Source organism: Microbacterium sp. USHLN272, from assembly GCF_037149655.1.
GTDB classification, from domain to species: Bacteria; Actinomycetota; Actinomycetes; order Actinomycetales; family Microbacteriaceae; genus Microbacterium; species Microbacterium galbinum.
The window spans coordinates 1,446,066-1,470,258 of the sequence record NZ_JBBCRA010000001.1 but is presented as its reverse complement, the minus strand read 5'-3'; the positions used below and the strand labels follow the sequence as shown (position 1 = coordinate 1,470,258).

The following is a 24,193-nucleotide window of genomic DNA, read 5'->3' as shown; positions in this document are numbered from 1 at the left end:
CTTTGAGGGCTCCGATTCGGAGCCTGTGGAGGGGGAAGGTGCGAATGAACGAGGACCGGACGACGCTGAAGATCTCCGTAACGGAGGGAAGCTCGTCTGAGATTGGGTTCGAGCCGATCGGGACGTCGTTCGTTGTGGAGGGGGGAGATTGGTTGACGCTGGAGCTTCCCGTGAGTGCTATGGCCGGTGTCGAGATCGTCGTGTGGCCAAACGGAGTCGCGGTGTGGGTGCCCTTGCCCGGCGACTATCTGGTGCGCGACTCCTCCGGGAACGAACTGGATCGCCTGTGAGGGTCGCGATCACGGAGGGTGCGTCTGGCGTGCATGCCGCGCAATCCCATCGCGCCTACGACCTGCTTGAGAGGTGGTGACAGTGGAGATCGACATTCGAGCACGTCGAATAGATGCGATCGATACACAACAGGGCGTGACCCTCGTGCTATCCGGACGAGCCGCCATCCGCATTGAATGCCCTTTCGAGCTCGCAGAATCAGCGGTCGCGTCGACGATGATCGATCCTGAGAACCTCGGTGCCGACCTGCGACTCGGGGTGATTCTCCACGGCCGAGTGATCGAAGCAGCCACCGCTGACGAAGAAACCGGAAAGCTCTCGATCAGGTTCGTCGGCGGTCTTGCTCTCACGGTCGCGCCAGATCCTCGCTTCGAAGCCTGGTCGGCGGGCTGGTCGGACGGATCGATGGTCGTCGCACTTCCGGGCGGTGGGGTGAGCTCCTGGGGTGCGCGGAGATGATGCCCCAGCTCCGGCTCGTTCCTGCGAGCCACGTAGGGGGACGAGACGGAATGTCTCTACTGTTTCGAACACGACTTCCCTCCGGCGGTGGTGCAGTGGTTGCTGGAGAGAGGGAGGAGAGCACTGTGAATGCTTCGACCCGTGGTGCGCGGTTTCTCGAGATCGTCGGCGGACTCCTGCTCATGTTCATTCGCGGCATCCTGTTGTGGCTGGTCATCCCCATCGCGTTTCTGGCCTGGGTCCTCGTGCACGGTTGGGCGCAGCACACCCGGTTGCGGCATGCGCTCGCTTGGTACGACTTCAACACTGTGTCGCTCCTGATGAACGGTCCTCTCCGACTCATGTTTCGGGCCGAACAGCGACCGCCTTTCGTCGGTGTCTCTCATATGGGGAAGGGCGAGTGGCATCGAGTCAGCCTGAACGACTTGCTCTAGTTCAGCGTGGAGTAGCGCGGGATCTCTCGAAGTCGCGTCATGATTCGTGCGCTCGGTCGTCTCTTCAGTGGAGTGGCGGACGCCGCAACGCAGGGCTGCGAACGCTAGGCGCGTTCAAGGTGATCGGAGGAAGAGTGAGCGCCCGCAGGCGAAACGCGTATCGGTGGTTGAACCTCCTCCTGTTCTTCGCGGGGGTCGCGCTGATGGCGCTCGCGTACTGGCTGGATGTCCGCGATGGAGTTCCGACTACGAGGCGGGAAGACCAACCGTTCGAGGTCACCGTGGCCGGCGGCCTCGGCATCATCGCGCTGGGAAACGGGCTCTACAGATTCTGGAAGAGCTTCAAGAGCGATGACGAACAAACGAAGGGGTGAGGGGCGCGCATGATCCAATCCGGACTGGCATTATTCGTCGTGCGATCGATGGAGACGCCACTGGAATCGATCACGGAGGTGCTCGGCATCCAGCCCACCGGAGTCATCCCCAGAGGCACAGTTCTGCGCTCGGGGCGCGTGCAGGAGTGCAACGTCTGGTGCATCGACTCCGACCGGATGGACAACACCGAAGACGACCGAACCGGCACGGTCGCGTTGCGCTGGTTGCTCGATGCCTGCCGTCCCGCAGCGGGGAGGGTGCCTCGGCTTCCGGCGGACTGTGAGACCCGCATCTGGTGGACGGCCGACTCCGACTCCACCCAAGGCGGATTCGTGCTGCCGGTCGAGCTGATGGCGCAGATCGCGGCACTGGGCGTCGACCTATACACGACGGTGAACCTCGATGACCGAACGGATGCCGAACGCGAGGCTGGCGCATGATCGTGTCTCCTGCGCAGAGCCTTCCGCCGGCAAGTTCGCGCACCGTCTGGAACTGGCTCATCGTCGCCCTGCCGATCTTGACGTCGATTCTGGCGTTCGGCTACCTCGCTGATTGGCAGCGGATCTTCCCGCAAATCGTCCAACTGATGGTCGATGATGTCGCGCGCGTAGACCGGCCGACATACGACTCCGCGGAAAGCATGAGGGAGTTCATGTCACTGTTCTTCGAACCCTTCTTCAGCCCGTGGCTGTGGACGTCGTTCATTCTGGGATGGGGCGCGTACGCGGCATCCGTTCGATTCGCCGTGCTCGATGTGCGCGCGCTGACGGGTCGCGGGTTCTTCCAGCCGTTTCCCTGGGCATGGACGTTCCTGTCGCCCCTGGTCTATGTGATCGGGCGACACGTCGTCGTCCGGCGGCAGGGCAGCGCCGAGCGTGCGCCGCTGATGGTGTCGGTGATCTCGCAGTCGCTGGCCTTCGTGGCGATGACGTACTGGACGGTCGTTCTCACCATGCAGGCGCTGGAGCTGATGCTCCCGATGGTGTTCGCACGCTGAAGCACTCGAGGCTTCTCGTCTCGTTCGCGTAACAGGTGGCGTAGCGCCGTCATGTTAGGTGCCATGGGTCGTCTTATTCATGAGGGGGTGGTTCTGGTGCGACCAGAAGCAGGGACGGATGCTGCTGCGGGGGGCGGCGGCTACGCCGTCGCCGTGGAGATGAAGCCATGACACATTTCGGGTTGTTGGCCCTCTACTGGATGGCGGTCATCATCGTCCTGATGGTCGCTGCGGCGAGTACGAGCGTTCTGTCGGGCGGAACGTTGCCGACTGAGGCCAATTACTTCTTCGGCCCTGCGTTCCTCGTCTCTCCCTTTGTCGCGCGGGTCGCCTACAAGTACAGCGAACCGCGGGCCGCGCGAAAAGCGCTCCACGGGGCGATGGCTGCCACCGGCGCCGATCACGGCGTCATCCTGCGCCCGTCCCTCAGACAGATGCTCGGCGTGGCCAAGCTGTGGGAGCACTCGGCGCATGCGCGAGCGCTTCAGAAGGACTTCGTCAACGCGCCGACGTTGGCCAGTGCCCGGCTGGTAGCGGTCCGTACCGCGAACGGGCTCGAGCTCCGCATGGGCTTCTCCGGCGAGCAACTGCTCCTCGACCTCCCAGACGGGAGGTTCCGGTTGGGCAACCCACCGGGCATCGGACGGTTGGAACTACTCCACCCGAACGGTGACCCGGCCGCCGAGTTCCCCATCATGCGCATCCGAAAAGGGTTGCTCAAGCCGGCGACGATCGCCGAGGCGATGGAGGTTCTCGATCCTCGCGGCGCGGCCCCGCACAGGGAGGAGTCCCTCAATGACTGAAACCCCCGAACTCCGGTTCTTCGACGCGATCGTCCGCGCGGTGCACGCAAGGGGTGAGGATTGGAGCCTCCGCGTCGTCGATGCCGCGGTGGCCGCACTCGTCGACGACCTCGACAGCCCGAGCCTCCGGATTCTCGCCGGGCAGCCGGCCAACGACGAGATCGCCACCGAGCGGCTTCTCCTCGCTACGTGCGAAGAGCTCGGCATCCCCCACCCGCCCAGAGGAGAACGATGGGTGCCGCGCGTGATCGACGGGCGTGGTTGGGAGCGCATCGCGAGTGACAGCATCCGCTTCGCGATCGAGCCGTCGGAGGCGAGCAGCACGGGCGTGGAGCTGTCCATCTACATCAACGACGTCTCTGTCGCCGCCAGCCTCTCCTCCGGCCTCCACCCCGTCGACATCGACCACTTCACGGTAGAGGTCGACGAGCGGCGCGCGCTGATCTCATCGTGCCCGGCATGTGGGGATTCCGAGTGCGACTGGGTCGACGTCGACATCTCGCCCGACGGCGAGGCCGTTCACTGGGATTGGGTGAGCGGCGTGCCGAACGGCGTCGACGCGGGTGTCTCCTTCCCGGTCGGCGCATACGAAAAGGAGGTCGAGCGCGTCCGGGCGGATCGTTCGTGGGAGACCCCGATGGATGCCGCACGGCGTCTGGTGTTCGGTCGGGTGGATCACGAGCTCCTCAGCGAGCGCGGGGTGAAGCTCGACTGGGTCGGTCCCGACCACGACGATCCTGCGCGGATCAGAGTGTGGCTCTCATCTCTCCTCGACCGGGACCCGGAGCATCCGTTCCAGGTCTTCCTGCGATTCCCCGGGGACGGGTCACCTGCCGAAGCCAACGCTGCCGAGATCGTTAGAACACTGGCGCGATGCCCTGAAGAGTGGCGCGCGACCTACCTCATGAACAACTCGCGAGACGAACACCTGGCGCCGTCGATCGCGGGTCCGCTCTGGCGGCGCCGGTCGAACCCGGGTGAGCCGCCCGCTGTGGAGGCGCGCGAACTCGGGCCGATCGCCAGCGAACCCCGCTGGTCGGAATGGCTCGCCACCTACGTCTTCGACCCGCGCACGCGCGACAAGACCCTCCGCGAGATCGAGAACATCGACACTCGTGCGGATAACGCCAAGATCGTCACGCGCGGGATCGCCGCGGGGTTGATCGTGTTGCTCGGCGCGGGCGTACTCGTCGGCACGACCGTTCTGGCGGACGGCATGCACGATCCGCCCTTGTGGATGCGACTTCTGCTCCTCGCGTTCGGCCTCCTCACGGTCCTCGGGCTCGGCCTCTCGATTTGGCGCATCGGCGGCGGGAGCGTTGCGCGCACGGAGGCCGCGCGGACGCGCGCGATCGAGGCGCTGGGGAACGACAGCCGACGGATGCTCCCGCGCACAGTTCTCCGCGACTTCTACGTCTCCGATCGCGTGAGCGACAGCGATGTGTGGGATGCAGCGCAGCAGCTGCACGCGCTCGACGCCGCGTGGGCCGGCTACGCCGAGTTACGCGAGCGCCGCAACCTCACTCTGGGTCAGGAACTGGAGATACTGGAGGCCGAGGCGTCTGCCCGCATCGTGCTGGATGCTGTCGGCGAGCTGCTGAACCCCGGGTCCGCGCCGGCGGAGGAACAGTGGTGAGTGGGCGGTTCGTGCCGATCCCGAAGGACGTGAACGGGTGGTGAGTCGATGAGGCTTGAACTCGACATTCGGTTTCTCAGTCGCTCCGGAGTTGATCTCACGGTTGACGACCTGCGACTCGGGCTATCGCTTGGCATCGTGAAGCCGACGACTGTCGTCGCTCTGGCGAAGCGCGCTGATCTCGAATCGCCTGTCGACCCGATCATCCAGGAGCTCTCGGAGCTCGATGGCAGCGCGATCGCGGATATTCGGGAGATCCTCGGTGTGGGAGAACAGGCGACGCTTCAGCCGGAGCTGTCTGTCCGAAAGTGGCTCTATCTCGAGCTGCTCGCGACGTACGAACTCAGGGAGAATCTGAAGGATCCTTTCGAGTTCGTCGAACTGATCTACGCCGACTTCGGCTACCCGGAGTCGGTGGCACCGTTCGTGAGATACATGCCGCTGGAGGAAGGCGCCCCTTCTGGCTTGGCGGCCATGACGGAGAGCTGGCGACAGTACTTGACGAGTGAAGCGGAGGCTCTCGTGCGCTCGCGTGAAGATCGGCCGGGCGACCCGTTTGAGGAGCGCTAGACCCCTACCCCTCCACCAGGCTCGTGATCGCCGGGTCCCGCCGCGCGACCTCCACCGCGGTCGCGACGATCACTTTCCGCATGGCCGACACCGCGATCGCCGGCCGCACGTCCGAGCGGTGCGCGAGGCTGACCGTTCGGGTCATCATGGGGTGCGACAGGCGCATCGACCGCAAGCCGGGCTGGTCGAGCAGCACCATCGCGGGCACGACGGCGACGCCCAGGCCGCGTTCGACGAAGCGCAGCACGGCGTCCATCTCGGCGCCGGCGAGGACGGGCACGGGTTCGAGGCCCTCGCTGCGGAACGCGGCATCCGTCGTCGCGCGCAGTTCGTACGTCTCGTCGAAGACGATGAGCGGCAAGGTGGCGAGCTCGTCGAGGCCGATGGCGGATGCCGTCGACACCGGCGGCTGAGACGCCGACGACACGACGACGAGCTCTTCGGTGAGCAGGGGCATCCGCGTCAGGCTCACGCCCGCGGGTGGCGGGCCGGCCGATTCGGTGATGAGCGCCATGTCGACCGCGCCGACGGCGACCTGCTCGACCAGCGCGCGCGATCCGGCCTCGGCGAGCTGCAGCTCGACACTGGGGTGCGCGACGTGGAAGGCCGCGAGCGCCTCGGCGACGAGGCTCATGCACAGGGTGGGCGGGGCGCCGAGGCGCACGCGTCCACGACGGATGCCGGCGAGCTCGCCCATCTCCTCCTTGATCGCCTCGGCCTCGGCGAGCATGCGCTGGGCGCGGGGGAGCAGCGTCTCGCCGGCGGAGGTGAGGGCGATGTGGCCGCGCGCGCGATGGAAGAGTTCGGCACCGAGTTCGCGTTCGAGCGTCGAGATCTGCCGACTGAGCGACGGCTGCGCGAGGTGCAGCGATTCGGACGCCCGCGTGAAGTGCCCGAGGCGGGCGACCTCGACGAATCCGCGCAACTGCTCGAGGTTCATGTCCATAGGCTACCAACATGGTTCGAAGAGGAACTATGCATTGGAGTTATTAGGGTGACCTAACTAGCGTCGAGAGCATGAGTACTCGCGAACGTCAGATCTCCACCACGATCCTCGTCATCGGCACCGGCGGATCCGGGCTGCGCGCGGCGATCGAGGTCGCCGAACACGGCATCGACGTCCTCGCCGTCGGCAAACGCCCCCGACAGGATGCCCACACCTCCCTCGCCGCCGGCGGCATCAACGCCGCCCTCGGCACCATGGACGCCGACGACAGCTGGCAGCAGCACGCCGCCGACACCATCAAGGAGAGCTACCTGCTCGCCAACCCCCACACCGTCGAGATCGTCACGCAGGGCGCCGAACGCGGCATCCGCGACCTCGAACGCTGGGGCATGGACTTCGCCCGCGAAGACGACGGACGCATCTCGCAGCGCTTCTTCGGCGCGCACACCTTCCGCCGCACCGCCTTCTCGGGCGACTACACCGGCCTCGAGATCCAGCGCACCCTCGTGCGCAAGGCCGAGCAGCTCGAGGTCCCTATCCTCGACAACGTCTACATCACCCGCCTGCTCGTGCGCGACAACGTCGTCTTCGGCGCCTATGGCTTCGACCAGGCCGACGGCACCCGCTACCTGATCCACGCGGATGCCGTCATCCTCGCCGCCGGTGGACACAACCGCATCTGGCGCCGCACCTCCTCGCGCCGCGACGAGAACACCGGCGACTCCTTCCGCCTCGCGGTCGATGCCGGAGCCCGCCTCCGCGATCCCGAGCTCGTGCAGTTCCACCCGTCCGGCATCATCGAGCCCGAGAACGCCGCCGGCACCCTCATCTCCGAGGCGGCACGCGGCGACGGCGGCATCCTGCGCAACGCCCTCGGCGAGCGCTTCATGTCGAAGTACGATCCCGAGCGCATGGAGCTGTCGACCCGCGACCGCGTCGCGCTCGCTGCGTACACCGAGATCAAAGAGGGGCGCGGCACCGAGAACGGCGGCGTCTGGCTCGACGTCTCGCACCTGCCGCGCGAGACGATCATGACCCGCCTGCCCCGCGTCTACCAGACGATGATGGAGCTGCAGATGCTCGACATCACCACCGACCCGATCGAGATCGCGCCGACCGCGCACTACTCGATGGGCGGCGTGTGGGTGCGGCCCGAAGACCACCAGACCGACGTCGACGGCCTCTACGCCATCGGCGAGGCCTCGAGCGGGCTCCACGGCGCCAACCGCCTCGGCGGCAACTCGCTCATCGAACTGCTCGTCTACGGACGCATCGTCGGCCAGGCCGCGATGGAGCACGCGGCCTCCCTCGAGGCTCAGAAGCGGTCAGCGGATGCCGTCGCCGGCGCACGAGCCGAGATCGACGAGCTCCTCGCCGCCGACGGACGCGAGAACGTGCGCGCCCTGCAGCGCGCGATCCGCAACACCATGACCGAGCACGCCGGCGTCGTGCGCTCGGAGGAGGGGCTGCGTCAGGGCCTCGCCGAACTCGACCTCATCGAGGGGCGCATGGAAGACATCGGCATCCACCCCGACATCGCCGGGTTCCAGGACCTCGCGCACGCCTTCGACCTCAAGGCGTCGGCGCTCGCCGCGCGGGCGACGATGGAGGCGGCGCTCGAGCGTCGTGAGACCCGCGGATGCCACAACCGCAGCGACTTCCCCGACACCGACCCGACGCTGCAGGTGAACCTCGTCTGGTCGCCGCGCGACGGCGTGACGCGCGAGGCGGTCCCCGAGATCCCCGAGGAGATCGCCGAGCTCATGCGCGAGGTCGACACGGCGGGCAAGCTCGTCGAATAGGCCCCCACCCTCCGTGAGGGGTCAAGACACGCCGCGTGACCGGTGAGCGGTGCGGCGAGTCTTGACCCCTCAGCGCGGGAGGATTCAGTCCTCGGTGTCGACGACCCCGATCCCGACCGCCTCGTGGTCGGGTTCGGGCTCGTCGCGCTTCGGGGCCTTGGGCTCTTCGCCCGGGTCCTTCTCGGTGCTCGGCTCCTGCAGGTCTTCGGTGCTCGGCACCTCGCTCGGATCGGCGTCTTCGGGTGACTCGGCCGCATCCGGCGTGGTCACTTCGCCCTCGGTATCCGATGCCGGAGTCGGCGTGGGCGTCTGCGCCTCGGCGGAGAGGTCGTCGGTGGGTTCGGGGGTGCTGTTCGTCATGATCGCTCCCTTCGCGATGTCTGACGTTCAGGATGCCGTCGCAGCTGCCCCGCTTGAAGGGGCTTGACGCGCGCTCAGAAGTGCATCTGCTGGAGCGTGCCGTACTTGATGACGATCTCCTCGACCTCAGGCTGGGCATCCGCCGGCTGCAGGCGCACGGTCTTGCCGGCGCCGTCGAGCAGCACCAGGTCGGGTCCGTTCGAGAACCGCAGCGCCGGCCACGGCGAGGTCCAGACGATCGAACTGTTCGCATCGAGGGCCGTCACGCCCGCGGCATCCATCGTCACCGCCGTGGTGCCGTGGTCGCCGCGCACGGGGAAGCGCGCGGGGAACTCGCTGTTCTCCCACTCGCGGAAGTACGCCGACAGGCCGATCTTCGCCTGCGGGAATCCGGCGCGCAGGCTGCGGCCGATCCGCGAGATGTGCACGGTGCGGTCGTCGGGCTCGTCGTCCGAGGGGATCTGCAGCGAGCCGTCGATCTCGTAGGTGAGGCGGAAGAGCTCCTCCTGGCGCGTGTCGTCGAGGGCGAGGTCGCTGCTCTCGAGGAACGGCTGCGTACCGATGCGGCCGGAGCGCACGCTGAACGTGCGGGTGGTGGCGTTCTTCTTGCGGCGCGAGCTCAGCACGCCGAAGACGACGATGCCGATCACGACGAGAACGCCGACGGCGAGGAAGATCAGGATTCCGGTGTCATCACTCACACGCCCACAGTAGTGAGTCAGCGGGTTAACGAAGGTGAACCGACATCGACGATCCGGCGTAGCCTGGAGGGGTGACAGCGTACGTCTCGGCCTTCGACCTCTTCTCCATCGGAGTGGGGCCCTCGAGCTCCCACACGGTCGGACCGATGCGGGCGGCTCTCGACTTCGCGCAGCGGCTCGCCGCCGCAGGCTCACTCGATCGCGTCTCGCGTGTGGGGTGCACGCTCTTCGGTTCGCTGGGAGCGACCGGCATCGGCCACGGAACCCCGGACGCCGTCGTCGCCGGCCTCCGCGGACTCTCGCCCGAGACCTGCGACCCCGCGGCCGTGCGATCGGCCTGGAGCGACTATCCCGCGGGCGCGTCCCTCGCGATCGCCGGGGCGCATGAGGTCTCCTTCGCGAAGGAAGATATCGTCTTCGCCCCGCGCACGCGCTTGCCCGGGCATCCGAACGCCATGACGCTCACGGCGTGGGCGAGCGACGGCGAGGCGGTGGCGGAGGAGACCTACTACTCCGTCGGCGGTGGGTTCATCCGACGCGAGGGCGAGGAGGCCGCGCTCGCGACCTCCGGGTTCCCCTATTCCTACGCGGATGCCGCATCGCTGCTCGCGCTCTGCGACGAGCACGGCCTCTCGATCGCCGAGGTCGCGCGCCTCAACGAGACCTCCCTGCGCAGCGAAGAAGAGGTCGCCGCGGGGCTCGACGCGATCTGGGACGCGATGGCCGGATGCGTCGACGCCGGCCTGCACTCCGACGGTGTACTGCCCGGGATACTCAAGGTGAAGCGACGTGCCGGTGTCATCCGCGGGCAGCTCGACGCCTCGGAGGCTGACGGCCACCGCGAGCTCCCGGGCGAGTGGCTCGGTGCCTTCGCGCTCGCCGTCAACGAGGAGAACGCCGCGGGCGGACGCGTCGTCACCGCCCCGACGAACGGTGCCGCCGGCATCCTGCCCGCCGTCGCCATGTACTGGTGGCGGTTCCTCGCCGACTCCGGCCTCGGGGCGGGCAACGCCGTCACCCCCTACGGCGAGCTGGTCGGCAGCGCGCTGCTGGGATTCGAATCGGATGCTCGGGCGCTCGCCGCCTCCGACGCGTTGGACGAGGAGCAGACCGCCGAGGCGAACCGCCGCCGCGGCATCCGTCGTTTCCTGCTGACGGCCACGGCTCTCGGGTCGCTCTTCAAGGCCAACGCCTCGATCTCGGGGGCTGAGGGCGGGTGCCAGGCCGAGGTCGGATCGGCCTGCGCGATGGCCGCCGGCGGACTCACCGCCGTGATGGGTGGCACCAACCGACAGATCGAGAACGCCGCCGAGATCGCGATGGAGCACCACCTCGGACTCACATGCGACCCGATCGGGGGCCTCGTGCAGATCCCCTGCATCGAGCGCAACGCGATCGCCGCCTCGACCGCCGTCACCGCCGCCCGCCTCGCCCTGCGCGGCGACGGCAGCCACTACGTCTCGCTCGACGCGGTCGTCGAGACCATGCGCCAGACCGGACTCGACATGTCGACCAAGTACAAGGAGACGAGCGAGGGCGGCCTCGCGGTCAACGTCATCGAGTGCTGAGGGGTGGCTCGGGCATTCCTGCCGGAGCATAATCGCACCATGAGCGGTTCGGTGGGCGGCGAGGGAGCCGCGGTCGAGATCACGGGGCTCCGGGTGCGGAGGGGGCCCGCACAGGTCTTCGATGGCATCGATCTGCGCATTCCTCGTGGACAGATCACCGGGCTGATCGGACCCTCGGGCTGCGGCAAGACCACCCTCATGCGGGCGATCGTCGGCGTGCAGCGCATCGACGCGGGTCGGGTCACGGTGCTCGGGGAACCGGGCGGATCGCCGCAGCTGCGTCACCGCGTCGCCTACGGCACCCAGGGCGCCGCGGTCTACGCCGACCTCACGGTGCGACAGAACCTCGCGTACTTCGCCGGTCTGCTGAAGGCGCCGAAGGGCGATGTCGATCGCGTGCTCGCCGAGGTCGGGCTGCGCGCGCAGGCCGGCCAGCTCGTCGAGTCGCTCAGCGGCGGGCAGCTGAATCGGGTGTCGCTCGCGATCGCCCTCATCGGATCGCCCGAGGTCGTCGTGCTCGATGAGCCGACGGTCGGGCTCGATCCGGTGCTGCGCGCCGAACTGTGGACGCTGTTCCGTGGCCTCGCCGACCGCGGCGTGACCCTCATCGTCTCGAGCCACGTGATGGACGAAGCCTCCCGCTGCGACCGCCTCCTGCTCCTGCACGACGGCCGGATCATCGCCGACACCACCCCGCAGGGGCTCCTCAACGAGACCGGCGCCGCCGACGCCGAGGCCGCGTTCCTCACGCTGATCGAACGCGATCAGGCTGCGGCATCCGTCTCTCCTGCCGGTCCTGGTGCCGGCGAGACGCGCCGATCGCGCCGCGCCCGCGGGACGGAGGCCCCGCGTTGAACGGCGCACGGATGCTCGCGACCGCCGGGCGCGTGCTCGCGCAGCTGCGTCACGACCCCCGGTCGATCGCGCTCATGCTCATCGCCCCGAGCCTGCTCGTCGGGCTCTTCGCCTGGCTGTTCAGCGACCAGGACGGGGTGTTCGATCAGTTCGGCGGGGCGATCCTGGCGCTGTTCCCGTTCATCGTGATGTTCCTGATCACCTCGATCACCACACTGCGCGAGCGCCGATCGGGCACGCTCGAACGGCTCATGACGACGCCGCTCGGCAAAGCCGACTTCATCCTCGGGTACGCACTCGCCTTCGGAGTCATGGCCCTGCTGCAGGCGGTGATCACCGTGGCGTTCGCGGTGGGGGTGTGCGGGCTCGACGTCGAGGGGCCGCTCTGGCAGCTCGGGCTCGTCGCGATCGTCGACGCCCTGCTCGGTACCGCGCTCGGACTGCTCGCGAGTGCGTTCGCGCAGACCGAGTTCCAGGCCGTGCAGTTCATGCCGCTGCTCGTCTTCCCGCAGATCATCCTCGGCGGCCTGTTCATGCCCCGCGACCAGATGCCCGACGTGCTGTTCGCGATCTCGGACTGGCTGCCGCTCAGCCACGCGATCGACACGATCAACGCCGTCGCCGCGGGAGACGAGGGGTGGGACGTGTTCGGGCCGCTGCTCATCGTGGTGGCGTTCGCGATCGGCGCGCTCGTGCTCGCCTCGCTGACTCTGCGCCGGCGTACGCGCTGACCGCGGCGGCCGGCCTCAGCGAGCGGCGCGGTTCTTCGTGTGTCGGGTCGGGGCAGCCGCCCAGGGATCCTCGGGCCACGGATGCTTCGGATAGCGGCCGCGCATCTCGGCGCGCACCTGCGCATAGGGCCCCGACCAGAACGAGGTCAGGTCGTCGGTGACGGCGAGCGGGCGCCCGGCGGGGGAGAGCAGGTGGAAGAGCACCGGCACGCGGCCGTCGACCAACCGGGGAGTCTCGGCCCAGCCGAAGCACTCCTGCAGCTTCACGGCGACGACCGGTCGGGCATCCGGATCGTCGAGGGTCGGATACGCGATGCGGACGCGGGAGCCGCTCGGCACCTCGAGCCGCTCCGGTACGAGCTCGTCGAGGCGCCCGGCCTCGGGCCACGGCAGCAGGCGCCGCAGCGCCGAGGTCAGGTCGAGCCGAGCTGCGGGGGTGCCGCTGGCCAGAGCGTCGAGCTCGGATGCGAGCCAGGAGTCGAGGGCGGAGAGGAGCCCGGCATCCGAGACGTCCGGCCACGGCGCCCCCAGCTCGCGGTGCAGCAGCGCAAGGCGGCTCCGCAGCTCGACGGCGGATGCCGACCAGGCGAACATGCTCAGCCCCTCGCGCTGCAGCGTGCGGCGCACGGCATCCCGCCCCTCGTCGGCAGACGCGCGCACCGGAGCCGAAGAGCGCAAGATGGCGCCCACCCGGCGCTCGCGACGCGCCTGGATGCGACCGCCGACGAACTCCGCCTCGACACGGTCGGTGAGCAGGTGGCTCGCCGCCCGCTCCATCTGCTCCTCGGTGAGCATCGCAGCCGATCGCACGACCGCCCCCGAACCGGCTGCCGCGCGCCCGGACGCCCGCGTGACGTCGGCGATGGCCAGCCACTCGACGGCCGCGAGCGAGCCGCTCACTCCCGCGCGGGTACCGGAGGCCAGCAGGAACGTCGCCCCGTTCACCGTGCGGTCGACGCGGCGGGCGATCCGCTCGGGGAACGCCAGCGCGATCACCAGGCCGACGCCGTCGAGATCGGAGCGCACACCCGGCGCAGATGCGCTCATGCGCTCGAGGCGATCCGCGTCGCTGCGCCACCGGCGGGACTCTGGAGTTCGTCCGCCTCGCAGGGCGACGAGCGCCTGCGCGACGTCGGAGTCCGCCGTGCGCACGTCGCCGCCCAGCAGCGCGACGACCTCGGCGGCGAGGCGAGAGCCCACGACCGGGCTGCCGTCACGCAGAGCGCGGGCGAGCCGCGGATCGGTCGGGATGCGTGCCAGGGCTCGGCCCTCCGGCGTCGCGCGACCGTCGTCGTCGATCGCGCCCAGGCCGTGTAGCACCGTGAGGGCATCGGCGAGGCTCTCGGAGGGGAGCGGGTCGATCAGTCGCAGACCCTTGCCTTCCGGTGCGCCCCAGCAGGCGAGCAGCAGAGCGGCATCGGCGAGATCGGTCGAGGCGATCTCGGGAGTCGGACGCGCGGGCGCCGTGGCATAGGCGCGTTCGTCGACGCAGCGCACGACCGTGCCCGCTCCCTGGCGGGTCGCGCGGCCGGCGCGTTGCACGCTCGACGAACGCGAGGCCACGGTGGTGACGAGGCCCGTCATCCCGCGCCCGGCGTCGCGCTGCGGAGTGCGGGCCAGGCAGGTGTCGACCACCAGTCGCACGCCCGGCACGGTCAGCGAGGACTCCGCGAGTGATGTCGTGACGATGATGCGGGGTTCTTCGGCGGGGCGGCGGCCGCGGATCACGGCATCCTGTTCGGCCGCCGGCATCCGACCGTGCAGCTCCCGCACGTCGAACACATCGGTCGTGTCGCGGATGCGGCGAGCGATCTCCGACACCTCGCGCGCGCCCGGTGCGAAGACCAGCGCGTCGGCAGCGGGATCGTCGCGGTGCAGATCGAGAGCAGCGGATGCCGCGGTGCGCGCGACGTGATCGAGGAACGCCCAGGTTACCCCGCGTTCGTCGAGGCGCGGAGCAGGGCTCGGCGCCCACCGTTCGGTGAGGGGGAAGGCGGGAACCCGGTGGTCGACGATCGGCGCGGGCTCGTCATCGGTGCCGATCACGGCGGCGATGCGCTCGGCATCCAGCGTTGCCGACATGGCGATGAGTACGAGGTCGTCGCGCAGTTCGCGCACCTCCGAGAGCAGGCCGATCAACAGGTCGGTCTCGAGGGCGCGCTCGTGGACCTCGTCGATGATCACGGCATCCACACCCGCGAGGTCCGGATCGTCGAGAAGGCGGCGCAGCAGCACCCCGGCCGTGACGAACTCGACCCGTGTCTCGGGTCCGACCGCGCGCTCGCCGCGGACGGTGAACCCGACGCGCGTGCCGAGCGGCGATCCGTCGAGCTGTGCGAGCCGGCGCGCGGCGGCCCGGGCGGCCACGCGGCGCGGCTGGGTGACGATCACGCGGCCCGGCGATCGCGTTGCGAGCAGCGGCGGCACGAGTGTGGTCTTACCCGTGCCGGGAGGGGCGCTCACGACCACCGACGCACTCGTGTCGAGCGCCGCCTGAAGCTCGTCGATCGCGGAGGCGAACGAGAGCCCTGCGCCGATCGTGGCGAGGTCGAAGGCGGCGGAGGTCATGGGTCCAGTCTGCCTGTGTCGAGAAGGGCGAGTAGACGGGGTGCGGCCCGCGGCGGGTGTACTTAACTCAGGAAAACCGGCCGGGATCGGCCTGGATCGGGGTGGAAACAGACTGTGCGGCCCAGTTCTTCCTGAGTTGGGTACGGCGGAAACGACGGATGCCGCGACCGAATCGGCCGCGGCATCCGCTGGGTCCTGCTGTGACTACTCCGCGTCGTCGGCGGGCGGCGGGGGAGTCGTCGGGTTCGGCTCCCGCTGCGTCGGCGCGGCGGGAGCGGGAGCGGCGGCGGATGCTTCGGCCACACCGGCACCGAAACCGCGGCCGACCGCCTGGCCCTGGATGATGCCGGCGAGGTCGAGACCGGTCGCCGACTGCACGCTGTCGAACACCGAGCGCAGTGCCTTCGCGTTGTCGGCCCCGACGACGTGCGAGGCGCCGTCCTCGCCCGAGCCGCCGATGATCGACACGTTGCCGATGGCGGAGTAGCCCTTCGCGAACTCGGCCATGATCGACGGCAGTACGTCGAGCACGCGCTGCGAGAGGAAGGCGTCCTGGTTGGAAGCGATGGCCTTCGCCTCGGCCTCGACGGCCGCGGCCCGGGCTTCACCCTCGGCGCGGATCGCGTCGGCTTCGGCGATGGCGCGCAGGCGACGGGCCTCGGCCTCGGCCTCCGCCTTCGAGCGCAGCGCCTCGGCCTCACCGTTCGCACTGGCGACCGCGGCTGCGGCCTCACCGTCGGCGCGGGCCTTGTCGGCCTGCGCCTGCTGCTCGGCGATGCGGGTGCGGGCCTCGGCCTGCTTGACCTGCTCGATCGCGGCGGCCTCGGCGGCACGCTCACGCGTGTAGAGCTCGGCCTGGGCACGGGTCTCGGCCTCGTACCGCTGCGCGTCGGCGACGCGCTTGACGTCGGCGTCGAGCTGGGCCTGCTTGTTCTCGGCCTGCTGCTGCAGAACGGCCTGCTGGGCCTGCTCGCGGGCGAGGTTCTCGGCCTGCTCCGCTTCGGCGCGCGCACGGCCGATGCCGGCGTTCGCGTTGGCGGTATTGGTGTCGAGGGCGGTCTGCTCGACCAGGTTGGCTTCCTGGTTGGCGATGAACTTCTGGTTGATCGCACGGTCGGCGTTCGTCTGCGAGATCTCGGCCGACTGGCGCTTCGCCTGGATCTCGGGCGCACCCAGCGACTGGATGTAGCCGACCTTGTCGGTGATGCCCTTGATCTGGAACGAGTCGAGGATCAGGCCCTGCTCGGCGAGCTCCTGCGAGACGTCGGCGGCGATCTGGTCGGAGAACTTCTTGCGCTCGCGCATGAGCTCGACGACAGAGAGCGTCGCGACGATGCCACGCAGCGCACCCTCGAGCTGCTCGGTGGTGAACTGCTCGATGGCCTTGTCCTGCGAGGCGAAACGCTCGGCGGCGCGGCGCACGAGGATGGGGTCGGAGCCGATCTTGACGATCGCGACGCCGTCGACGTTGAGCGTGACGCTGTCGAGCGACTGCGCCTCGGCGTTGAGCGACACCTGGCGCGAGCGCAGAGAGATGATCTCGTGGCGCTGCGTGATCGGGTTGACGAGCGACTTGCCGTTCACGATGACCGTGACCGGCGACTCCGACATCTCGGGGCGGCTGGTGCCGTCGGCGCCGACGACGGCGCGTTGCACCTTCTGCTTGCGTCCCGAGATGACCAGCGCCTCATCGGCGCGGGCGACCTTGATCCAGCTGCGTGCGAACAGCAGCAGGATGAGCAGGACGACGACGACGATGACGACGGCGATGCCGACGATGACGAGGATGCCGACGATTCCGGCGAGCTCCATGGGTGACCTCCCTGATCCCCCGAAGGGGAAGTCTGCGTTCCCGCGGCGTGCGGGACTCAGCTCCCACCCTGCCAGATCACAGGAACGGATGCCGAGGGGAGAACTCCCCGTGTCAGGAGCGGCGCAGCTTGTCGGAGAGCGCGCGGAGGGTGCGCAGCTCGTCATCGTCGAGGGCCGACATGCGTTCGGCGATTGATCGCCCGTGCACGGTGGCGACCGCGCGGAACGCGCGCGCACCGGCATCCGTCGCTGTGATGAGCGATCCGCGACCGTCGTCGGGGTCGGCGCACTTGGTGACCAGGCCGTTCGTGACCATGCGGTCGACGAGGCGCGAGACGCTCGGCTGACTGATCAGCATGTTGGCCGTGATGTCGCGCAGACGGGCGGTCATGTCGGGGGAGCGGGTCACCGTGAGCATGACGTCGTACTCGGCCTGGCTGATGTCGGTGCCATCGAAGTCGGCGAGCATGTCGTGGAAGACCTCGTGCTGCGCGCGGAACAGGCTCTCCCAGGCGGCGAGGGCGAGCTTGCGATCGGTCATCCCTACAGGATACCGGCCTCGGGGGCAGCAGTAAGGGCCGATCGGAGAGGCTCCCGACCGGCCCTTGTCCCTTGCACCAAGAGTGTCCTGCAATCACATTCGGTGAGTGCCACAGCAAACATTCACCGTGTGATCACTGTATAACGGCGAGATAACGAATGCAACGGTTTGATCACGGAATCTCGTTCGGGAATCCCAGTACGATCAATCGGGTGCCACCGCACCGCCCCTGTCACCATCGGAAGCAGTGAATGAAGTTCGTCGAAGTCCCCATGCTCCCGATCGTGATCCCCCTCGGCATCGTGATCTTCCTCGTGCTGATCCAGGTGCTCCGATCCCGCGGGCGGGTGACGCTTGCGCGGGCGAGCGTCGCCGCGGTGCTCGCGATCTACGCGGGCGGAGTGGTCGCCAACACCATCTTCCCGATCTTCCTGCGCATCGGCACCGGGTTCTACGACGGGCCGCGCCCGCTGCCGCTCTACCTCGTGCCCTTCGCCGACTACGGGCTCGAGGACGCTCTCATCAACGTCGCGGTGTTCGTGCCCCTTGGCATCCTCATCCCCCTGCTCGTCTCGCGACCGAGCTGGTGGAAGGTGGTGGCGATCGTGGCCGGAGCGAGTCTGGCTATCGAACTGACGCAGATGGCCGTTGCACGCCTCGCCTCGAGCGGGCATCTCGCAGACATCAATGACTGGATGACGAACGTCCTGGGCGGGGTCATCGGCTACGGCCTGTTCCTCCTCGCGACGCGCTCCCGAACGATCGCGCGATTCGTCGAACACTTCCGGTGGCCGGCGAAGGCCGACCGACGCGCGTCATCGCACTCGGCCCCCTGACTCGGCTTTCTTCTCGGCACGGGCTCCGGGGATTCGGCGCACGCGGGAACCTTCCGTCCGTGCGCTGTTCACCGAACGGATGCCGGCGGTAAAGGAAGACGGACGGTGGCGTCTCTAGCGTGGGCGAATCCCCCCTCTCGAGACTCGTCAAGGAGTGCCCTTCCGCATGTCTGTTTCGTCCCCCACTCGCCGGCGCGTCTGCGCCGCGATCCTCGCCGCGACGATGGCCTCCGGTGCCGTCGTCGCGCTCGGAGGCTCCGCCGCCACCGCGGCAGAGCTGCCCGAGACGTTCCTGAGCACGGCCGCGACCACGTGGTCGTACTCCGACGACAACACCGACCCCGCAGCCGGTGCCGCTGATCGCCTGGTCTGGACACAGGCCGCCTTCGACGACTCCACGTGGAAGACCGCCACGGGCGCGTTCGGCGCGAAGAACGGTCAGCCGACCGGGATCGGCTCGGGCTTCCCCGTCAACACCCTGCTGAACCAGTACATCGCGGGCACGACCGACGACGTCCCCACCTTCCACTTCCGTACCGCGGTCGACATCGACGCCGAGCAGTTGGAGGCGATCGACGGCCTCTCCGCCACGCTCACCTACGATGACGCCGTGCAGGTCTTCGTCAACGGCGAGAAGGTCGCCGGGTTCGTCGACGAGAAGGTCGAAGCGGCCCCCGAGGCGCAGCGCAACCTCATGTATGCGGGCAACAGCGGGGGCGACCCCGTCACCTCGACCTTCACGATCCATGCCGACGACCTCGTCGCCGGTGAGAACACGATCGCGGTCGCGCTCTATCAGGACCGCATCACCAGCTCCGACGTCTACTTCGACTTCCAGAGCCTCGCCCCGATGATCGCGGGCGTCGAGCCCGTGGCATCGTACGACGACGTGGTCCTCACGATCGGCGCCGACGAGTCGGCCCGCAACGTGACCTGGTACACCAACGTCGACACGGCGCAGGAGCTGCAGTACGCCGTCGGCACCGACACCTCGTCGTTCCCGGCATCCGGCGTCACCACCATCGCCGCCTCCGGTGGCCTCACGAGCAGCAACGAGTACAACCGCCGCGCCGCGCTGCAGGGCCTCGCCGAGAACACCACGTACCTGTACCGTGTGGGCTCCGAGGCCGGCGGCTGGTCGGACGTACGGTCGTTCTCGACCGCCGCGTTCTCGGGCGACTACGGCTTCCTCTTCTTCGGCGACCCGCAGATCGGTGCCTCCGGCAACGCGGAGCGCGACGGACAGGGGTGGGCCGACACGCTCGACATCGCCGAGCAGACCTACCCCGACAGTGAGCTGCTGTTCTCGGCCGGCGACCAGGTCAATACCGCCTCCAGCGAGACGGAGTACGGCTACTACCTCGCGCCCGAGCAGCTCTCGAGCATCCCCACCGTGCCGGTCAACGGCAACCACGACGTGGGCTCGAAGGCGTACGCGCAGCACTACACGGTGCCCAACCTCGATGAGACCGCGGGCTCCGCGAGCAGCGGCACCTCGTCGGGCGGCGACTACTGGTTCATCTACAAGGACGTGCTCTACGTCGTCCTCAACACGAACAGCAACGACGACCAGAGCCACATCGACTTCATGGAGAAGGTCGTCGCCGAGCACGGCGCCGACGCGAAGTGGAAGGTCCTCGCCTTCCACCACTCGATCTACTCGGTCGCCTCGCACGTGTACGACACCCAGATCGAGCGTTTGCGCAACGCCCTGCCGACCGCGATCTCGGACCTCGGCTTCGACCTCGTGCTGCAGGGTCACGACCACAGCTACACGCGCACGCACCTCATCAAGGACGGCGAGCTCGCCGATGCGACCGAGGTGCCCGGTCAGTCCGTGGTCTCGGCCGCCGAGGGCGAGGTGCTTTACGTCACCGCGAACTCCGCCAGCGGATCGAAGTACTACGACGTCAAGGCTCCGGATGCCTGGTACGCCTCGGTCATCAACCAGGAGAAGGTGCGCAACTACTCGCACATCGAGGTCACCGACGACTCCATCACCGTCACGACCCTGCGCAGCCAGGCCAACGGCACGGCATCGCCGGTGAACAGCGTCGTCGACGAGGTCACGCTCGTGCGCGACGACGTCACCGCCCCGGAGATCGCCTTCCCGGCGAAGTCCGAGGTCGTGCAGGGCGAGGAGTTCGACGCCCTCGCCGGAGTCACCGCCACCGACGAGCGCGACGGTGACGTCACGGCGTCGCTCGAGGTCGAGGGCGCCGTCGACACCGACGTGCTCGGCTCGTACGACCTCGTCTACACAGCGACGGATGCCGCGGGCAACATCGCCACCGCCGACCGCACGGTGATCGTCGTAGAGGCCCCCGTGGTCGCTCCCGCGAAGCCTCGCGTGACGGTCTCGGGCGAGGCCGTGCAGGGGGGGAAGATCACGATCGAGGGCACCGGGTTCACCCCCGGCGACACCGTGTCGGTCGTCGTGCACTCCGAGCCGGTCGACCTCGGCTCGTTCACGGTCGCGGCCGACGGCACGCTGGCCGCGAGCTGGACGATCCCGGCCGCGTTCGAGACCGGCGCGCACACGATCGTGGTGACGCTCGGGGACGGTTCGACCGTGGAGACCTCGTTCACGATCGCCGCCGCGGCTTCCGGCGCGGCCGGTTCCGACGCCCTCGCCACGACCGGTGCGGAACTGCCCCTCGCGATCGGCGGCCTCGCTCTGCTGCTGCTCGTGGTCGGCGGTGTGCTCGTCGCCCGCCGTCGCCTGGTCGCGAACCGCGACTGACGATCACGGATGCCCCGGGCTCTCTGGCCCGGGGCATCCCCGTACTCTCCGAGGAGACCCATGAAGTGGTCACTGCCCGCCGCCGTGCTCGTGCTGTCGATCGCGCTCGTCGGCTGCACGCTCGCGGTCGAGGCGTCGGATCAGCCGGCGCCGACGTCGGTACCGACCCCGAGCGCCTCGGCTTCGACCCCGGTCGAGCTCGTGCCGGGCTCGACCCTCGACCGATCAGTCGTCACTGCGGCGGTGCCGGACGGCGCCACCCTCTCGGTGGTCGTGCCATCGGATGCCGGCGAGGAGGAGCTCGCGGCGCTCGCCGCCGTGCAGAAGGCAGCCGCCCGCCACGGAGCCACCGTGCAGGTGCACGCGGACGCCGACCCCGTCGCGGCCGTGACAGCCGCTCTCGCCGATCGCCCGGATGCGGTCGTCGGCATCGGCCCCGCGCTCGTGGGTGTACTCGACCGGGCCTCCGCCGCCAACCTGGACGTGTCGTTCCTCTTGCTCGGCACGCAGCTCGCCGAGCCGACCGGCAACGTCATCGCCGTCACCTGGCCCGGGGCCGAGGAGCGCGCCGTGTTCGCCGAGGATCCTGCCTCCTTCTCCGGGGGCGCGGCCTACGCCGGCGCGGCGCTGGAAATCGGGCTCGCCGCCTTCGCGTCGGGGCTCGATGGCCACGTCATCGCGCTCGACTGACCCACCCGTTCTCACTCCGGTCACTCACGTCGGCTCCCGGAGGCCGAGGCATCCGGGGTCACGCCCTTCTCCGCCTGCTCGACGAGCGATAACGGATCGGCGATGTCCTCGAGCGACTTGCCGGCCGCGCTCACGCCGAACACGCCGCAGATCACGCCGCCGAAGATCATGATCGCCGAGCCGAGCACGTACCCCCAGAACAGTGGGCCGCGGTCGCCGGTCTCGGCGCTCTGCCCGATCAGCGAGCCGTAGAGCACCGGGGCGATGGCGCCGACGAGCTGACCGATCGAGAACACGTACGAGATGACCTGGCTGCGCAGCTCGAGCGGGAAGATCTCGCTCACCGTGAGGTAGGCGGCGGATGCCCCGGCCGAGGCGAAGAAGAACGACGCGCACCAGAACGCGGTGTGGGTGCCGGCGTTCAGCACGCCGGCGTTGAAGAGGAATGCGCTCACGAGCAGGATCGTTCCCGCGAGCACGTATGTGGCGAACAGCATCCGCCGCCGACCCCAGGTATCGAAGAAGTGGCCGAGGATCAGCGCTCCGGCGAGGTTTCCGACCGCGAAGATGATGAAGTACTGCGACGCGGAGGCCGGCGGGGTGTCGTAGAAGTTCTCGAGCACGAGCGCGTAGGTGAAGAAGATCGCGTTGTAGAGGAACGACTGCGTCACCATCATCGTGATGCCCACCAGGGTGCGGCGCGGATAGGTGCGGAAGAGCACCTTCGCGATCGTGACGAACGGCACCCGTCCGTACTCCTTGACGGTGATCGCCTTCGACTCGTCGACCTCGGGGATCGTCTTGCCCTCCTTGCGGATACGCTCTTCGATCTCGTCGACGTTGCGCTCGGCCTCCTCTTCGCGCCCGTGCGTCATCTGCCAGCGCGGGCTCTCAGGGATGTGGCGGCGCAACCAGATGATGAGGATGCCGAGCACCGGGCCGACGAAGAAGCTGAGTCGCCAGCCGAGGTCCTCGGGGAGGATGTCGGTGTTGAGGAAGAAGAGGTTCGCCACGGCGCCCAGCGCCGCGCCGCCCCAGTAGGTGCCGTTGATGGCGATGTCGACGCGGCCCCGGTACCTCGCCGGGATGATCTCATCGATCGCGGAGTTGATAGCGGCGTACTCGCCGCCGATGCCTGCGCCGGCGACGAAGCGCCAGATGTAGAAGAACCACGGCGCGAAGGCGAGGCCGGCGACCGCCGACCCCACGAGGTAGACGGCGAGCGAGACGAGGAAGAGGTTCTTGCGACCGAGGCGGTCGGTGAGGCGTCCGAAGACCAGGGCTCCGAAGACCTGCCCGAGCAGGTAGCAGGTGCCCGCGAGACCAACCTCGGCGGGACCCATGCCGAGGGTCGCGGCATAGCCGTTCGCGGCCACGATCTGCACTTCGAGCCCGTCGAGGATCCACGAGAACCCGAGTCCGACGACGATCATCCAGTGGAAGCGCGACCACGGCAGGCGGTCCATGCGTGCGGGGACGAGCGACCGCACCTTCCTCACGCCGGTATCGGATGCAGACACGGGACCCTCCTTCTCGCGGGCACCCGCGCCCGCAGCCTCATCCGGTTTACTCCTGCTCGCGGGGACCGCGCGACCGCTTGACCTGCGCCTCTCGCGGGTTCTAGAGTCCGCGCTGTCGTCACATCAGCAAGCGCGACGCTCAGTCGTCTTCGAGTGCGTACGCGCCGGAGGCATCCGTGAACAGGGCTGTCTGGCCGGGCAGGGCCTGCTTCGCGAAGTCCGCGACCCACGGGAACCGGGCGAGGTACGAGTCGACCGACCAGACCTCGTGGTTCGCGGAGTCCTTCATGTAGGCATCCGATTCGAGTCCGGTGACCGACTGCAGGTGCGCGCCCGTGAACGTGACCCAGCGGGGCGGATGCTCGGCGTGCAGCTTCGAGAGGAACACGGGACGGTTGCCGGCGATGCCTGCGGGGGCCGCCACGGCATCGTCACGGGTCACGTCGAGCAGCGCGTCGAGCGAGCCCGCTTCGGCGACCAGCGCCTCCCATCCGCGTGCCGCGGCGTACGCCGCCTCGGTATCGGTGAGCAGGCGCAGCGTGCGCACATGGCCGACGAGGGCACCCTCGTGCCGCACCTCGTCGAACGAGCTTCCCCACCGAGAGCCCGTCGCCATGATCGCCGTGATGCGCGTGCCCGAGAGGAAGGGCTCGGTGTTGCGCCAGGGAGCGCCGACCGGAGGTACCCGGCGGTTGCGGGCGATGTCGTCGCAGACGATCTCGAGCGCGGCGAAAGCGGCCCCCTGTTGTCCGTCGATCACCTCGACCGCCAGCTCTACCTGTTCACCGGTGTCGGTCGGCAGGCGTGAGGCGCCCAGAGTCATCACGGTCACCGGTCCGTCGGTCGGGCGCTTCTCGACGATGCGGACCGACCCACCGATCAAGTCGGGGAAAGGCGCCGGCGCGACCCCCAGCGAATCGAAGACGTGTTCGGGGAAGCCGTGATCCGAGGTCAT

General features: G+C 68.7%; 24 protein-coding genes. 16 read left to right on the top strand and 8 right to left on the bottom strand.

Features of this window, described 5'->3' with window-relative positions:
• Positions 1-44: 44 nt before the first annotated feature.
• The 9 genes from WFJ97_RS07155 (at position 45) to WFJ97_RS07115 (ending at position 5,565) form a co-directional block, all read left to right on the top strand.
• Positions 45-290, top strand: a complete 246-nt coding sequence (locus tag WFJ97_RS07155; protein ID WP_336640965.1) for a hypothetical protein — start codon at positions 45-47, stop codon at positions 288-290.
• 82 nt (positions 291-372) lie between these two features.
• Positions 373-750, top strand: a complete 378-nt coding sequence (locus WFJ97_RS07150) for a DUF6188 family protein (protein ID WP_336640964.1) — start codon at positions 373-375, stop codon at positions 748-750.
• Between the two features lie 125 nt (positions 751-875).
• On the top strand, positions 876-1,184 hold the full coding sequence (locus WFJ97_RS07145; RefSeq protein WP_336640963.1) for a hypothetical protein: 309 nt from the start codon (positions 876-878) through the stop codon (positions 1,182-1,184).
• Between the two features lie 167 nt (positions 1,185-1,351).
• Positions 1,352-1,558 carry a hypothetical protein gene (locus tag WFJ97_RS07140; protein WP_336640962.1) on the top strand — a complete coding sequence of 69 codons (207 nt, stop codon included), beginning with the start codon at positions 1,352-1,354 and terminating at the stop codon, positions 1,556-1,558.
• A gap of 9 nt (positions 1,559-1,567) precedes the next feature.
• Positions 1,568-1,999, top strand: a complete 432-nt coding sequence (locus WFJ97_RS07135; protein ID WP_336640961.1) for a DUF4279 domain-containing protein — start codon at positions 1,568-1,570, stop codon at positions 1,997-1,999.
• A 2-nt stretch (positions 2,000-2,001) separates the two neighbouring features.
• On the top strand, positions 2,002-2,556 hold the full coding sequence (locus WFJ97_RS07130) for a hypothetical protein (RefSeq protein WP_336640960.1): 555 nt from the start codon (positions 2,002-2,004) through the stop codon (positions 2,554-2,556).
• 167 nt (positions 2,557-2,723) lie between these two features.
• Positions 2,724-3,359: a hypothetical protein gene (locus WFJ97_RS07125; RefSeq protein WP_336640959.1), complete on the top strand. Its 636-nt coding sequence runs from the start codon at positions 2,724-2,726 to the stop codon at positions 3,357-3,359.
• Positions 3,352-4,995: a hypothetical protein gene (locus WFJ97_RS07120; protein WP_336640958.1), complete on the top strand. Its 1,644-nt coding sequence runs from the start codon at positions 3,352-3,354 to the stop codon at positions 4,993-4,995. Before WFJ97_RS07125 ends, WFJ97_RS07120 begins: the two co-directional genes overlap by 8 nt.
• Before the next feature lie 48 nt (positions 4,996-5,043).
• Complete coding sequence (locus WFJ97_RS07115) at positions 5,044-5,565, top strand: DUF2247 family protein (protein WP_336640957.1); 522 nt, start codon at positions 5,044-5,046, stop codon at positions 5,563-5,565.
• 4 nt (positions 5,566-5,569) lie between these two features.
• Here WFJ97_RS07115 and WFJ97_RS07110 read toward each other — a convergent pair whose 3' ends face one another.
• The gene (locus WFJ97_RS07110) at positions 5,570-6,505 is read right to left on the bottom strand and encodes a LysR family transcriptional regulator (protein ID WP_336640956.1); all 936 of its coding nucleotides are present in this window, start codon (positions 6,503-6,505) and stop codon (positions 5,570-5,572) included.
• Positions 6,506-6,582: 77 nt separating this feature from the next.
• Here WFJ97_RS07110 and WFJ97_RS07105 point away from each other — a divergent pair, with 77 nt between their 5' ends.
• Complete coding sequence (locus WFJ97_RS07105) at positions 6,583-8,313, top strand: L-aspartate oxidase (RefSeq protein WP_336640955.1); 1,731 nt, start codon at positions 6,583-6,585, stop codon at positions 8,311-8,313.
• A gap of 84 nt (positions 8,314-8,397) precedes the next feature.
• On the opposite strand, the gene WFJ97_RS07100 is transcribed toward WFJ97_RS07105, so the two are convergent.
• Positions 8,398-8,673 (bottom strand): hypothetical protein, encoded by a 276-nt coding sequence (locus WFJ97_RS07100; protein ID WP_336640954.1) that lies wholly within the window; start codon positions 8,671-8,673, stop codon positions 8,398-8,400.
• 74 nt (positions 8,674-8,747) lie between these two features.
• Positions 8,748-9,374, bottom strand: a complete 627-nt coding sequence (locus tag WFJ97_RS07095; protein WP_336640953.1) for a hypothetical protein — start codon at positions 9,372-9,374, stop codon at positions 8,748-8,750.
• A gap of 71 nt (positions 9,375-9,445) precedes the next feature.
• Here WFJ97_RS07095 and WFJ97_RS07090 point away from each other — a divergent pair, with 71 nt between their 5' ends.
• Genes WFJ97_RS07090 through WFJ97_RS07080 form a run of 3 tightly spaced genes read left to right on the top strand, consistent with a single transcriptional unit; the run spans position 9,446 to position 12,528 of the window.
• Positions 9,446-10,942, top strand: a complete 1,497-nt coding sequence (locus WFJ97_RS07090) for an L-serine ammonia-lyase, iron-sulfur-dependent, subunit alpha (RefSeq protein ID WP_336640952.1) — start codon at positions 9,446-9,448, stop codon at positions 10,940-10,942.
• A 39-nt stretch (positions 10,943-10,981) separates the two neighbouring features.
• Positions 10,982-11,797, top strand: a complete 816-nt coding sequence (locus WFJ97_RS07085) for an ABC transporter ATP-binding protein (RefSeq protein WP_336640951.1) — start codon at positions 10,982-10,984, stop codon at positions 11,795-11,797.
• Positions 11,798-11,808: 11 nt separating this feature from the next.
• Entirely contained in the window at positions 11,809-12,528 is a 720-nt protein-coding gene (locus WFJ97_RS07080; protein WP_442928392.1) for an ABC transporter permease, read from the top strand.
• A gap of 15 nt (positions 12,529-12,543) precedes the next feature.
• Here WFJ97_RS07080 and hrpB read toward each other — a convergent pair whose 3' ends face one another.
• The 3 genes from hrpB to WFJ97_RS07065 form a co-directional block, all read right to left on the bottom strand.
• Complete coding sequence (hrpB, locus tag WFJ97_RS07075; protein WP_336640949.1) at positions 12,544-15,096, bottom strand: ATP-dependent helicase HrpB; 2,553 nt, start codon at positions 15,094-15,096, stop codon at positions 12,544-12,546.
• Between the two features lie 204 nt (positions 15,097-15,300).
• Positions 15,301-16,908 (bottom strand): SPFH domain-containing protein, encoded by a 1,608-nt coding sequence (locus tag WFJ97_RS07070; protein WP_336640948.1) that lies wholly within the window; start codon positions 16,906-16,908, stop codon positions 15,301-15,303.
• Between the two features lie 112 nt (positions 16,909-17,020).
• Positions 17,021-17,449, bottom strand: coding sequence for a MarR family winged helix-turn-helix transcriptional regulator (locus WFJ97_RS07065; RefSeq protein ID WP_247623366.1), 429 nt, complete (start codon positions 17,447-17,449; stop codon positions 17,021-17,023).
• Positions 17,450-17,700: 251 nt separating this feature from the next.
• Here WFJ97_RS07065 and WFJ97_RS07060 point away from each other — a divergent pair, with 251 nt between their 5' ends.
• The 3 genes from WFJ97_RS07060 to WFJ97_RS07050 all read left to right on the top strand — a co-directional run bounded on the left by WFJ97_RS07060 (position 17,701) and on the right by WFJ97_RS07050 (position 21,718).
• On the top strand, positions 17,701-18,285 hold the full coding sequence (locus WFJ97_RS07060; protein ID WP_336640947.1) for a VanZ family protein: 585 nt from the start codon (positions 17,701-17,703) through the stop codon (positions 18,283-18,285).
• Between the two features lie 166 nt (positions 18,286-18,451).
• Positions 18,452-21,028 carry a fibronectin type III domain-containing protein gene (locus WFJ97_RS07055; RefSeq protein ID WP_336640946.1) on the top strand — a complete coding sequence of 859 codons (2,577 nt, stop codon included), beginning with the start codon at positions 18,452-18,454 and terminating at the stop codon, positions 21,026-21,028.
• Between the two features lie 60 nt (positions 21,029-21,088).
• Positions 21,089-21,718, top strand: a complete 630-nt coding sequence (locus WFJ97_RS07050; protein WP_336640945.1) for a hypothetical protein — start codon at positions 21,089-21,091, stop codon at positions 21,716-21,718.
• Between the two features lie 20 nt (positions 21,719-21,738).
• Here the strand turns inward: WFJ97_RS07050 and WFJ97_RS07045 are convergent, their stop codons facing one another.
• Both WFJ97_RS07045 and WFJ97_RS07040 read right to left on the bottom strand, forming a co-directional pair.
• A complete protein-coding gene (locus tag WFJ97_RS07045) occupies positions 21,739-23,238 on the bottom strand; it encodes an MFS transporter (RefSeq protein ID WP_336640944.1) in 1,500 nt (499 codons plus the stop codon).
• Positions 23,239-23,377: 139 nt separating this feature from the next.
• Complete coding sequence (locus WFJ97_RS07040) at positions 23,378-24,193, bottom strand: suppressor of fused domain protein (protein WP_336640943.1); 816 nt, start codon at positions 24,191-24,193, stop codon at positions 23,378-23,380.

What these genes read in the sequence shown, in the direction of transcription:
- WFJ97_RS07055 (WP_336640946.1), top strand. Translation starts at nt 18,452, where the DNA reads ATGTCTGTTTCGTCCCCCACTCGCCGGCGCGTCTGCGCCGCGATCCTC.
- WFJ97_RS07135 (WP_336640961.1), top strand. Translation starts at nt 1,568, where the DNA reads ATGATCCAATCCGGACTGGCATTATTCGTCGTGCGATCGATGGAGACG.
- WFJ97_RS07125 (WP_336640959.1), top strand. Translation starts at nt 2,724, where the DNA reads ATGACACATTTCGGGTTGTTGGCCCTCTACTGGATGGCGGTCATCATC.
- WFJ97_RS07040 (WP_336640943.1), bottom strand. Translation starts at nt 24,193, where the DNA reads ATGACCTCGGATCACGGCTTCCCCGAACACGTCTTCGATTCGCTGGGG.
- WFJ97_RS07105 (WP_336640955.1), top strand. Translation starts at nt 6,583, where the DNA reads ATGAGTACTCGCGAACGTCAGATCTCCACCACGATCCTCGTCATCGGC.
- WFJ97_RS07120 (WP_336640958.1), top strand. Translation starts at nt 3,352, where the DNA reads ATGACTGAAACCCCCGAACTCCGGTTCTTCGACGCGATCGTCCGCGCG.
- WFJ97_RS07050 (WP_336640945.1), top strand. Translation starts at nt 21,089, where the DNA reads ATGAAGTGGTCACTGCCCGCCGCCGTGCTCGTGCTGTCGATCGCGCTC.
- WFJ97_RS07080 (WP_442928392.1), top strand. Translation starts at nt 11,809, where the DNA reads ATGCTCGCGACCGCCGGGCGCGTGCTCGCGCAGCTGCGTCACGACCCC.
- WFJ97_RS07115 (WP_336640957.1), top strand. Translation starts at nt 5,044, where the DNA reads ATGAGGCTTGAACTCGACATTCGGTTTCTCAGTCGCTCCGGAGTTGAT.
- WFJ97_RS07155 (WP_336640965.1), top strand. Translation starts at nt 45, where the DNA reads ATGAACGAGGACCGGACGACGCTGAAGATCTCCGTAACGGAGGGAAGC.
- WFJ97_RS07070 (WP_336640948.1), bottom strand. Translation starts at nt 16,908, where the DNA reads ATGGAGCTCGCCGGAATCGTCGGCATCCTCGTCATCGTCGGCATCGCC.
- WFJ97_RS07060 (WP_336640947.1), top strand. Translation starts at nt 17,701, where the DNA reads ATGAAGTTCGTCGAAGTCCCCATGCTCCCGATCGTGATCCCCCTCGGC.
- hrpB (WP_336640949.1), bottom strand. Translation starts at nt 15,096, where the DNA reads ATGACCTCCGCCGCCTTCGACCTCGCCACGATCGGCGCAGGGCTCTCG.
- WFJ97_RS07110 (WP_336640956.1), bottom strand. Translation starts at nt 6,505, where the DNA reads ATGAACCTCGAGCAGTTGCGCGGATTCGTCGAGGTCGCCCGCCTCGGG.
- WFJ97_RS07065 (WP_247623366.1), bottom strand. Translation starts at nt 17,449, where the DNA reads ATGACCGATCGCAAGCTCGCCCTCGCCGCCTGGGAGAGCCTGTTCCGC.
- WFJ97_RS07085 (WP_336640951.1), top strand. Translation starts at nt 10,982, where the DNA reads ATGAGCGGTTCGGTGGGCGGCGAGGGAGCCGCGGTCGAGATCACGGGG.
- WFJ97_RS07100 (WP_336640954.1), bottom strand. Translation starts at nt 8,673, where the DNA reads ATGACGAACAGCACCCCCGAACCCACCGACGACCTCTCCGCCGAGGCG.